At 59.3% G+C, this 11,115-nt stretch carries 4 protein-coding genes and 2 pseudogenes; all 6 read right to left on the reverse strand.

From position 1 onward, the window contains the following. Positions 1-2,392: pseudogene (locus C7534_RS32600) on the reverse strand (hypothetical protein); the annotation flags it as partial. Between the two features lie 319 nt (positions 2,393-2,711). Then, positions 2,712-3,071 carry a DUF6124 family protein gene (locus C7534_RS16220; RefSeq protein WP_109786454.1) on the reverse strand — a complete coding sequence of 120 codons (360 nt, stop codon included), beginning with the start codon at positions 3,069-3,071 and terminating at the stop codon, positions 2,712-2,714. Between the two features lie 391 nt (positions 3,072-3,462). Continuing rightward, positions 3,463-5,910, reverse strand: coding sequence for a hypothetical protein (locus C7534_RS16225; RefSeq protein WP_109786365.1), 2,448 nt, complete (start codon positions 5,908-5,910; stop codon positions 3,463-3,465). A 116-nt stretch (positions 5,911-6,026) separates the two neighbouring features. Continuing rightward, positions 6,027-7,967, reverse strand: a complete 1,941-nt coding sequence (lapD, locus tag C7534_RS16230) for a cyclic di-GMP receptor LapD (RefSeq protein ID WP_109786366.1) — start codon at positions 7,965-7,967, stop codon at positions 6,027-6,029. Between the two features lie 22 nt (positions 7,968-7,989). Continuing rightward, positions 7,990-8,697, reverse strand: coding sequence for a cysteine protease LapG (gene lapG / locus C7534_RS16235; protein ID WP_109786367.1), 708 nt, complete (start codon positions 8,695-8,697; stop codon positions 7,990-7,992). Positions 8,698-8,943: 246 nt separating this feature from the next. After that, positions 8,944-11,115, reverse strand: a pseudogene (locus tag C7534_RS32515) (Ig-like domain repeat protein); the annotation flags it as partial.

Here is an 11,115-nt window from a genome sequence, read left to right on the forward strand (position 1 = left end):
CCGCCACCGCCAGGCCGCTGACGGTCAGGGTCCAGATGCCCGTTGTCGGATCGGCGATGGGCTGATCTTTGGACACGGTGCCGTCGAGTACATCGACTTTCTGACCTTTACTGGCCGTACCGGTCAGCACCACGCTGGTCTCGACGGTGTTGCCGCCCTGAGGAATCTCGTCGTTGCTGGGCGAGCCTTTCACCGTGGTAATGGTCGGGGCTACAACCGCGACCACCGTGAGGGTGCGCTCCGCCGAAACCTGGCCCGTGCCGTAAAGCGCCTTCGCGGTAAAACGGTGCGCCGCCACCGCCAGGCCGCTGACGGTCAGGGTCCAGATGCCCGTTGTCGGATCGGCGATGGGCTGATCTTTGGACACGGTGCCGTCGAGTACATCGACTTTCTGACCTTTACTGGCCGTACCGGTCAGCACCACGCTGGTCTCGACGGTGTTGCTGCCGTCGGCGATCTCGTCGTTGCTGGGCGAGCCTTTCACCGAGTCAATGGTCGGAGGATCCAGGCTCACCGCTTCACCGACAATGAACTCCAACAGATTCGAATAACTGTATTTTCCTGTCACGTTCCGCAAGATCCGGTAGCTCGCCGTTATCTTCTTCCCACGATTGGGTTCGATGTGGTCGGTCACGAACTGAACGTTGAGGGCGAAGTTCACGTCCTTGTCCTTGGAGAGCGCATTGAGGGTGATCGAGTCCTCTTTCTTGCCGGTCACCTCGCCGAGCCAGGTGTAAGTCACGACGTCTCCGGACACGGTCGGGGTCGCGATCGGCCTCGGCGCGGTCAGTTTTCCGATGCCTCCGGGCAGTTCGTCGGGCTCTAGCGCGCCATCCACTTCACCGAGAACAATCGGTTTGACCAGTTCGAATTGCGCTTCACCCACGTTCAACAGCGCCGCATGCTGTGAACCACGACGGACGATGGTGCCGTTGTCATCGCTGAGCAGGTTGTAAGAAAGATCCAGGGTGCCGCCGTCGAGGGTCTTGAGGTGCTTGCCCTCGACAACGATGACGAAACCATCGGGGTCATTGGCTTCATCCGTGCTGGGGAAGAACCACTCCAGTTCGGGGTCGTACGTGGTGAGGTCCTGCCGGGTGCCGAACCATTTGAGTTCTATCCCATTCTCGGCAGTGATCAGCGGGTCATGAGGAATGCGAATGCGGGTGCCGGCCAGATCGGGATCGAGTGCTCCACTCGTTGCGTCCAGAGCGATGGGCGCGGCCAGGCGTTTGGCTTCACCGATGATGTTGATGAAGCGGCCCTTGGAGCGATTGACGATCGTGCCGGAACGCTCCAGTACGTAGGAAAACACCCCTTGGGTTTTTGCCAGCGCACGGGCGCCCGCGTTGTCGAGCAACACTTCGACCACGGTCGGTGGTTTCTTCTCGATGGCTTGGCGCACAGTGATGTTGATGGGATCACCGTCAACCGTAGTGCCCTTGAGGCTCATGATAATGACGTCGTTTTGATTGAACTCGGCTGATGCCGCCCAGACATGGAGCAGCAGCTTCTCCTCGCCCAGCGTGTCAAGGTCGAGCATGTTGCCGTCAGCCTGCTCGAGAATGGGCGCGTCCAGCAGCGAGTTGCCGGTGTCGACGACGATGCGTGTTTCCTTGCACCAGTCCTCAGCCTGGTTGTGCACCCGGTCGCGGACCATAAAGGTCACGGCCAGGCCTTCGGTGCCGGAGTCCCCGGCGGCCAGGATCGTGGCTTCATCAATGTGAACCTTGACCGGATTGGTCAGGGGCGCGTCGATTTGCGCCTGGGTGACTGGCGTGGACAGCACCAGTTGGCCGCCCCAGCTCACCGTGATCACGTCGCCCACCGCGATATTTTCGTAGGGCCGGTCAGTGCCGCTACCGGGTTTGGCCTGGACGATGACATCCACGCCGTTTTTTGCGCTGTCCTTGTCGACGCCGTCCTGAACGACCTCCGGCGGGAAAAAGGCCATGTATAACCCGGAATGACCAAAATCCGGGTCTGTGTCCTGGCCGCCGGGCAGTTCGAATTTGACGTAGAGTTTGAGCGGTGGCGCAAACAGTTCGGGCTGCTGCGACAACCGCGTTACGCGGTAGGCCAGTGCCCAGTTGCCCGTTTGCAGGCGGCCGGGGGCGACGAACAGCGTGGTGCGCTCGCGGAGTTCGACGGGGTCACTGATGGTGTGTTGGTCCACCACATTGTTGTTGAGCAGCAGCTCGACTTTGTCGCCCAGGCTCTTGCTCGACCAGATGGGAATCTGGACTTTCAGGCCCTTGTCAGGAAAGTTGCCCACCGCCGCCGCGAGGTTGATGCCCCATTCATCAGCGGGTGCCTGGGGCTCGATAGCGCCGGGAATCTCCGGGGTGAGCAGCGCCAGGGGGGCGAGGTTTTTCAACGGTTGAATGAGCATTGCGAAAACTCCTGCCGGAGGAATGAGCGACAACGTCATTTATGGTGTGATTCAGGCGTTCTGCCTACTGTCAAATCTGACAGGTCTTGGCAGGTTTAAGACGAACGGTTGCTCCAACAATCGGCTCGATGAACGATCCCGTATCGCTCTACGGGCCGATGCCACAGAGTTTGAAACGACAAAACCCGCCACTTCTGTGTGAGGAGTGGCGGGATTTTTTCGTCGGTGAAATCGCTATCGTCGGATCGACGCCCGGAGCATGCCCGCGAAGCGGCCCGATCAAACACCTCACAGATACGCGTTTGACTGTAGATCCGCGTCAGCCCTGTGGGTCGACGTTGTCGAGCATCCGGTTCACCGCCAGTTCACCCAACATCACGGAGTGTTGAATGCCGAGCAGGGTGTGGCGCTGTGTACCGTTCAGTTGTCCCGCGAAATCACTCAACATCACGCTCGCTGAGGCCAACGTCTCACAGGCGTTGACCAGCAGGGTTTCGTGATCGGTGTCGGAGCCGACGAAGTAGATCGTGCTGGGTTTACGCGGGGTGTCTTTGGGAATGACCGGTTTGAGATAGTAGTCGAGGGCGCGATCGGCGGCGGTGTTGAGCTTTTTGGAATCGGTGGTTTCGTAGGGGGAGACGTCGTCGGTTTCGGGCGGGTTGGGTGTGATTTTGAACAGGGTGAAACTCCTTTGAAAAACAAGACCACCAGAACCTGTCGCTAAACACGTAAGGGTGGCGACTGTATGCAGGTTAGCGAACCGGTCAAAGGTACCCGGTAGACCCGAAGGTCTCCCGCATACAGCCACCATAACGTTATTGCCGACGTCAAAAGTCTGCAACAAGGTCTGGAGCACTGATGCACTTTGAATAGTCCGGGTCGCTAAACCCGATCGCTGATTGGCAGCGATGCGGAAACGATAAAGATCAGGGTCAAAGCGCACAAGCCGGCGGATTCTGGCGCAGTCGTAGGTAACGGCGCAAGGATGTGTAGCCTGAGTGAGTGTCTGGAGATGTCTTTTAAACATTTCGTTTTTATTTGCCCAATATCCATAACGCCATGCAGGGGGGTTATTGCTTCAACACCCATGTGGTGACGGTGTAGGGGAGTGGAGTTGAATGAAAGTACCAAACGGGTCGTTCGTTTGTGTTGTACCTAATCGACAGGTGCGAATCTTGATTACCTTGTGCCGGTACCGGAATGCGAGCGATTCGGATTGTATTAGCCCCAGTGTTATCCAGGTATTCGGATGTTTTTGGCCATTTTCTGTAGATATCGGTTAACAGGATCTCTCTTAGGCTGACATCCTGGAAATCGACAATTTGGCCGTGGCTCGCTGCCCAGGCGGTGCCTTCGGCATGGTTCATTTTTTTGGGACTAACGATCAATCGATACACATTGGATACTTGCACCTGGAAATTGGCGGTAATACCGCTGTTGTCCGTGATCCGTATCGTTGTGCGGCCATTGCCCGTCCCAACCACCTTGCCATCCATGACTGATGCAATCGTTGGGTTGTCGGAGGTATAGGTGTAAGGAGGGGGTCCCCCCGTTGGAATGCGAGTAGCGGTATTGTTCGGTGCGTCTAAGCCAGAAAATGTCCAGGTGACATCGGCATGAACTGCGAAGCCGTCCAGAATCATGTCGGATGGGTCGATGATCAGGACAGCGGATTTAACGATGTACCCGCGTGACGGAAATGACACTGCTGTTGCATTGTCGGCAACACCCTCAAAATCCACCCTGAAACTGATCGTCAGCGCACTGCCATCCTTCAGTGTTTTCAACCAATCAAGCGGCACTGGCCGACCCAACCCGGGAAGCGTGCCATGGGGCTCGCCAGTGCGGTCGTCGAAGTAAACCGGGGCGCCATTCATATCGAATCCGTCATACCGCAACCAGACATTTTGCCCCGGCACCTGATGGGGCCACTCAGCCACCCGGAGCTGATCCGTGGCCTGCAGTTTGCTCACATCCAGTGTCGTACCCGGTGAACCGTCGACGTGCGGTGTCGGTAAACCGGGATGGCTATCCGGGATCCGGCCAATGGACGCGTTCAACACTGGCGACACATAGGACTTGCCGTCACGAAACAGCAGGTAACTGAGCTTGACCGGTTTACCCATGTTCGCCGCAACGAACGCCTTGTCCAGCGGGAAGTTGGCGCGGCTATTGGCGTTCAGAGGCTGGGCGGTGAAGGTGGGAGAGCCCGCACCGGGGGCGCCCTCCACAATGAGCTGGACTGTGTCGCCCACGCGGTGTCCAAGCACTTCAACCTGGCCGTTGGCGCCTTGCAGGTTGGCGACGTCCAGCGGATCGAGCACGGCATTGACGGATTTCTGCAGCCTTGGCGCGAACAGGTCCGGCAAGCCTTCGCCGATGACCCGGGCCGAGGCCACTCGGGAGGTGCCGATCGGCGTGCCGTTTCTGAACAACTGATACGTTGCCGTCACCAGGCTGCCGGCAATGACGCTGTCGTTGGGCACTTGCAACACGCAAGGTTTTTTCTGCCCGAACTCGTCCGCGTCGACGACGCCATTTGCCGTCACCACCACGTCTGGCTGGCCGGTGACTTTGGCGGTGTAGGTCGCACTGAGAGTATCGCCGGGCAGGAAGCGCGGATCGTTGGTCAGCACAATCAGCAGCAGCGGATTCTTGCCCAGTTTTTCCAGGTCGATGAGGCTGGGGTCGTCTGCCGCGTCGCTCTGGATTTCCCGCAGGATGGGCATCGGCAAGCGGCTGCCGGCCAGGTCCACATCCACGATCTGCGTCGCCGACCAGGGGGAATCGGTATCGGGCCCATTACCGAGCTGGTCGGTGACCGTGTAGGAAAACTTGAATTGCGGATGGTCCCTGGCAGTCTCCAGATCGACGCGGCTCACAATGAAACACACGGTGACAGGCTCGTCGGAACCGGGACTGGGCGCTTGCAGTTCCGTGACCTTGTGAAACACATCGTGGCCATTGCAGTTCAGGCGGATGAGGTCGTGGGCCCGGCAAAACGGGTAGGAGACGCACACTTGAGCGCCCGTTGCGGGAAAGTCCGGGCCGACACCATTTTTAATGGCATCCGGCAAAATCAGCTCCAGCCGGGAGTGGCCATCCTCGCCGGGATCCGTGTCCTGATTGCCGGGCCGAATGGCGTTGTACAGTAGCTCCAGCGGTGGCTCGGAAGTGCCCATGTTCTGGCTGCTGCGCGTGACGGTATAGGTCAGGCGATTGATGATGTCGGCGAATAGCAACTTTTTCGGAATGTAGAGGGTGACGGTGTCGTCCTCGGCCTGAGTGAGTTGACTGTCGATGCCGGGCTGACCGTTCAGATTGAGGGAGACGGTATCGCCCGGTTCTTGACCCAGGTAGGGGTCAACCAAAACAGTAGCGCCCATGGGGGCCAGGTCATAAATACGCAGGGGTACGCCAACATCTGCGCCCACGACCGGCTCGGTGGCTTCGGGCACTCTGGGGGCATAGAGCACCAAAACCGTGTTATCGAAAGCGTCGACTTGAACGCTGGTCATGGGGTAACTCCTGAAGGATAGGATGGGCTGATGGGTATCAGACACCCGGTCCGGAGCAGCCGGCTACTGTCAGATCTGACAGGTACACACAGATTTAAGACGAGCGGTCATACCACTCACATCGGCTCCGGCGGCCCGATCAACCGCCCCATCACCCCAAACAACCCCAGTTCCCGAATCACCTCCAACTCCCCCTGCGTCTCCACCATCTCCGCAATCAATGGCAGATCAATGCTGTTGGTCGCCCGAAAAATCGCATCGATAAACAGCCGCTTGTCAGGCTGCACATCAATGCTGCGGAGGTACGCGCCATCGATTTTCAAATACGCCAACCCGAGCTGCGTCAGGTTGCCGATCTGGCTGAAGCTGCCACCAAAGTGCTGCAAGCCGATGCGGTAGCCGGTATCGAGCAGGCTATGGCTCAGGCGTTGCAATTCTTCCGGCGGCGGTAATTGGCGTTCGTCGATCTCCAGGGTCAGCAGGGGTGCCAGTTCCGGCAGTGAATCAAGCAGGTCGATGATTTGTCGCAGCTGCGCCGGGTCTCGCAGGGTGCTACCGGACAGGCTCAACGCCAGGGGCCAGCGGTTGACGACAAGATAGTCGAGGGTCGCTTCGAGCATCGTCAGGTCGAACCGCGCGGACCAGCCGAGACGCTCGATCCACGGCAGGAAATGCCCGGCCGCAATCGCCTCGCCCTGCGGGTCGAGCAGGCGCGCGAGGACTTTGTGGTGCAGCACCTGGCTGGTGTCGGCGCATTGCACGACAGGTTGGAAGTACAGTTGCAGTTTGCCGTGGGTCAGGGCGTCGTCGATCCAACTGCGCCAGTCATGCTGGGAGTGGTTGTTCGCGGTGGCGGTGTCGGCCAGATGGACCCACGGCCGCTCGGGATGTTGCCGGGCTTGCGTCAGTGCTTGGTCGAGGCGCAGCAGCACGTCGCTGGCCGGTTCGCCGGGGTGGTAGGGGACGATGCCCAAATGCGCCACCGGCATGCAATCGCTGGCGCCGGTCAGGCGCAGGTTTTCCAGGGTCGCACTGATTTCCGAGGCCAGGCGTTCGGCGTCGACGCCATCCAGGCCCGGCGTCAGCAGGCTGAACTCCCCGCCGCGATTGCGTGCCGCCAACCAGGTGCGACGTTCCGGCAAATGCGTCAGACGCTGGAGCAGTTCGCCGACAGCGCTGATCAATGCATCGGTGCGTTGACCACCCAGGCGCTGGTTGAGGCCGATCAGGTCGTTGACCCGCAACATCAGTAAATGGCCGGCGCTGCTCTGTTCGCTGATCAGCAGCTGATCGGCCAATTGTTCATCCAGCAAACGGCGATTGGCCAGGCCCGTGAGGCTGTCCTGATAGGACTCGGCCCGCAGTTTTTCACTGCGGGTGGCTTCTTCGGCGAACAGCGCCTTGAGTTTCTCGACCATCTGGTTCATCGCCAGCACCACGCGCCGCAATTCCGGTGTGCGTGGCAGTTTCGGCAGGCTCAGGAACTCGCGTTTGCTGATGGCTTCGGCCTGTTTGACCATTTTGTCGAGCGGGCGCAATTGCCGGCGTAACAACCAGCCACCGAACACCGCACTGAGCAATCCACAGAGCAGCAGCCAGATCAGACTGCCGAGCGTACTGTCCCAGAGTTTGGCCAGGGCGAACTGCGGATTGCTCAACACTTCGACCCGCGCTACCTGTTCCCAGCCACGCATGATCAGCGCGTCGCCCCCTTCCGGGCTCAGGTTGACGAGGCGGACAAACCAGCGCGGAACGCCGTCGATTTTTGCGGAGGCATTGCGCTCCACCAACACCTTTTCATCGACGATGTTGACCACGCGAATGCTGCGGAAATAGCCGCTGTCGAAAATCGAACTGACCATCAGTTCGGTCATGGCCGGGTCGTCGATTTGTGCGGTCAGCGACAAACCCAGCGCGGTGGCGGCGTCCTGGGCGTGGGAGCGCAACTGGCTGAGTGTTTGTTCGCGGGAGCTTTCCAGGCTGACAAAAAAACTGCCACTGAAGGCCACCAGCAGGAACAGGCAAATGGCGAGAAACAACTGTTTGCGCAGTGACATAAATCGCTCCTTGCTGTGACGGCTAGCCTTCGCCTACGGCGAATCCTTCGGCTTGCATCTTTTTCAACACGTCTTGCCAGCGCGACAGTTTTTTAGTGTCGCCGCTGCGTTTACCGCCATTGGCCCCCGGCAAGTACAGGCCTTCGGCGTTGAAGGCGTACACCGGCAACAGGTCTTTGCGCTGGGACGCGGGGCGGATTTCGCTGATCAGGTTGTCCAGCACCAGCGGTTCGGCCGTTGGGGTGCTGTAGAAGGTCAACACCATGTGCGCCTGATTCTGGGCCAGCGCCTTGACGTAAGTAATGCGCAGTTTTTCGCTGGGAATCCCGAGGTAGCGCAGGCTGAAATATTTCGCCAGCGCGTAGTCTTCACAGTCGCCGGCACCCTTGATCAGCGACTCTACTGGCGTGGCCCAGTAATCGGTCTGACGCCAGATGCGCGTGTCGTCCTGAAAATTCAGCTGCTGATTGAAGAACCGATTGACCGCGTTCAGTTGTTCGCGCTCGGGCTGCTGCTGTTCGCTTTTGAGCATTTGACTCCAGGCCTCGATTCTTCCCTGGGCCGGGCCGAGGGGGCCATAGCGCTTTTCGGCGGTTTGCAGGATCTGCGTAAAGTCCCAGTCGGCCAGGACTGTGCCCAGCCCCGCCAGCAGAAAACTGGCCAGCAGTAGCCACCCGCCGAGCCGAAGTCGGAGCGTTGACCATCCTGGACTTCGCGGACGACGGGACATGTCTGGCTGCTCGCGTGCAGATGCCTGAAGTCTAGGCGGTGTTTTTTGAAAGGTGAGGTAGATCGTCGGGTTGCGGCGCTTTTTGAATCGAGGGTTTTGTGGGGGAGGTCGGGGTGGTTTTGGAACCTTCGTTGAGGGGAGGCAGTAACCTGAAATGAAAAAAAACCGCCCTCTCGTCTAAACGGGGGGGCGGGTTTCTATCCTGCTGGATGGTTAGGGTTGTGCGGTGCGGTTGTAGCTCTGCGACTATTGGATTGCGACCCCCGGGGCGGCGTTGATTTGTGGCGCGGCAGCGTTTGCTCCTGTTACAAGATTAAAGGTTTTTCTTGCTGGAATTGGCCACCACGCATTGCTGGGGTCTGTCGACCAATAAAGGTCATTGCCCATTGGCCAGAGCGCACCGTAGGCCTGATGAATTTCGATCAGCTCGCCATAGCTGGGGATCCGCGCGCCTTGTTGGGAGGCCTGCGAGTTGGCATTCGCCCAGGTGGGTTTCCCCAATCCCAAGCAGTGGATTACCCCCGTAACGGTCACCGTGTAACTCAAGGATTGATTAGCCGCGTCTCTGGCCGTAATGCTGGTGGTGCCACGCCCTCTGACGGTCACCAGTCCGGTGGTGTCAACGGCAGCCACCGCAGGATTACTGGAGGTGTAGAGGTATCCCGGTTGTCCACCGGTGGCTTGATGATGCACCGAGGTTCCCGGGCCGAAGGCGGGAAGCACATTGGGATAGTCTCGCAACAGGTAAATCTTGCCGCTCAACGTCACGGGGCTTGTGTTGAAGTTCAAGGGTGGTGTCGGTGAAATCACGGTAAAGCTGCGAGTATTTGAATCCTGCCCGGTGGTGACTGCTTTCGCCTTCACCGCGTGACTACCCAGGACCACGGTAAGTGACGTGGTCCAGTTCGCTCCGACAGCGGTTACTGTGTGTTTTTCGACGCCATTGTCGAAAATCTGCACCTGGTGGCCGGGCGTCACGGTGCCCTGCAGGGTGACCGTGCTGCTTGTTGTCTGTCCTCCGTTTTGCACTTCGCTGCTGGCATCTCTCACCGAGTTTAGTGTTGGGGCGGTATGAGCTGCGACGGTAAAGGCGCGCCCCGCCGATTCCGGCTGTGCGCCGTACAGTGCTTTTGCCTTGATCGTATGCGCCGCGACACTCAGGCCGGTAAGTGGCTGACTCCAGTCGCCATTACCATTGACCGATGTGACAGGGCCTTTCGGTGTGCCGTTGTCATACAGCTGCAGGGACAGATTGGCGTTAGCCTTGCCGGAGACGGTCACGCTGGTGTCGAAGGTGGTGCCATTGGGTAGGACTACTATTCCCTTGGAATCGCTGACACCCGTGATGGTTGGCGTCGCCGTTTGCAAGACGGTAAAGGTGCGACCTGTGGATTCCGGCTGTGTGCCATACAGCGCTTTTGCCTTGATCGTATGCGCCGCGACACTCAGGCCGGTAAGTGGCTGACTCCAGTCGCCATTACCATTGACCTGTGTGACAGAGGGGGTCGGTGTGCTGCCGTCATACAACCGCAGGGCCTGGTTGGGGCTCGCCCTGCCGGAGACCCTCACGCTGGTGTCGAAGGTGTTGCCGTTGGGTGGTACTTCTCCCTTGGAATCGGTGGCCCCTGTGATGGTTGGCGTCACCGTTTGGTAAACGGTAAAGGTGCGACCTGTGGATTCCGGCTGTGTGCCATACAGCGCTTTTGCCTTGATCGTGTGCGACGCGACGCTCAAGCCGCTGATTGGTTGACTCCAGTCGCCATTGCCATTGACCTGTGTGACAGAGGGGGTCGGTGTGCTGCCGTCATACAGCCGCAGGGTCTGGTTGGGGCTCGCCTTGCCGGAGACGATCACGCTGGTGTCGAAGGTGGTGCCGTTGTGCTGGACATCTGCCCCCATGGAGTCCCTGACGAAGGCAATCGTCGGCGCCGATTCCACGGCGACGGTGAACGCCCGAACCGCCGATTCCGGCTGTGTGCCGTACAGCGCTTTTGCCTTGATCATGTACGACGCGACGCTCAGGTTGGGGAGTGCTTGACTCCAGTCGCCATTGCCATTGACCTGTGTGACAGGGCCTATCGGTGTGTTGCCGTTATGCAGCTGCAGGGCCTGGTCAGGGCTCGCCTTGCCGGAGACGATCACGCTGGTGTCGAAGGTGGTGCCGTTGTGCAGGACTTCTGCTCCCTTGGAGTCCTTGACGAAGACAATTGTCGGCGCCGATGCCACGGCGACGGTGAACGCCCGAACAGTAGACTCCGGCAGTGTGCCGTACCGCGCTTTTGCCTTGATCGTGTGCGCCGCGACGCTCAGGTCGGTGAGCAGTTGACTCCAGTCGCCATTGCCATTGACCTGTGTGACAGAGGGGAACGGTGTGCTGCCGTCATACAACTGCACGGCCTGGTTAGGGCTCGCGTTGCC

Source organism: Pseudomonas sp. OV226 (genome assembly GCF_003148705.1).
In the GTDB taxonomy this organism is placed as follows: Bacteria; Pseudomonadota; Gammaproteobacteria; order Pseudomonadales; family Pseudomonadaceae; genus Aquipseudomonas.